The 1,026-nt window shown below is 32.8% G+C and carries 1 protein-coding gene and 1 riboswitch; the gene reads left to right on the top strand.

Annotation, left to right across the window (positions count from 1 at the left end):
- Positions 1–112: 112 nt before the first annotated feature.
- Positions 113–223: riboswitch (TPP riboswitch) on the top strand.
- A gap of 133 nt (positions 224–356) precedes the next feature.
- Positions 357–923 (top strand): energy-coupled thiamine transporter ThiT, encoded by a 567-nt coding sequence (gene thiT / locus HU235_RS12845; RefSeq protein WP_145585391.1) that lies wholly within the window; start codon positions 357–359, stop codon positions 921–923.
- Positions 924–1,026 lie beyond the last annotated feature (103 nt).

Genomic DNA, 1,026 nt, shown 5'->3' with positions numbered 1-1,026 from the left:
TACTATAAGTTAGCAATAAATTCATTTCATCATTCTCTTACAATTCTTTAAAATAAAACACTTGTTGGGTTAAATAGAATGATGTATAGTTAAAATCAAAATAAATAAGCATACAAACCACAAGGGGAGCCACTGGCTGAGATTGAATAAGCTCTTTTTATGTTATTCTAACCCTTCGAACCTGTTAGTTAGTACTAGCGTAGGGATGTGGATGGTCATAATAAAAGCAATGTTTGGAACCATCGTTCATATTCCATACATTGCTTTTTGTTTTACATTAAGCAATGACATATGGATTCTGGATTCTTATTACTAATAGGTTTTGGTTTATTGTGCAAGAAGAGAGGTTTTTAAATTTGCAAGTGAATCAACGTTTATTATTTTTAATTGAAGTGGCAATGATGGCCGCTTTAGCATTTTTGTTGGATTTAGCTTCTGGTATTTTCTTCAAAATGCCTCAAGGTGGGACTGTTTCCTTAGGAATGATACCCGTTTTTATTATGGCATTTCGTAGAGGACTAAGCGGCGGTCTGTTAACAGGACTAATATTTGGCTTTTTACAAGTTGCAATCGGTAATCCAAGTGTATATCATCCATTCCAAGCATTTCTAGATTATTATTTAGCATTTACTGTAGTTGGTTTTAGCGGTATTTTATTTAAACAAATTCAACAATCTCTAGGAAATCGCAATCGAATGATTTTTCTTATCATTTTAGCTGCATTCATTGGAAATTTCCTAAGATATATCGTCCATGTAATTGGCGGGGCTATCTTTTTTGCAGAATATGCTCCTGATGGAATGCCTGTAGTTTTATATTCACTAGGTTATAATGCAACCTACATGATTCCAACTCTTATTGTCTCCGCAATTATCTGCTGTCTAATTCTATTAACAGCACCGAGACTCGTAACAAGAAAATAACGTTTTTACCTTGGTCTTATGGCCAAGGTTTTTTATTTCTCTATTAATTTTAAAAAGTAATCATATTACTAGAACTGCTAGCATCTATTAATAGAAAGAATAG

It is taken from the genome of Metabacillus niabensis (assembly GCF_902829255.1).
Classification (GTDB): domain Bacteria; phylum Bacillota; class Bacilli; order Bacillales; family Bacillaceae; genus Metabacillus; species Metabacillus niabensis.
This window is presented reverse-complemented; position numbering and strand designations above follow the sequence as displayed.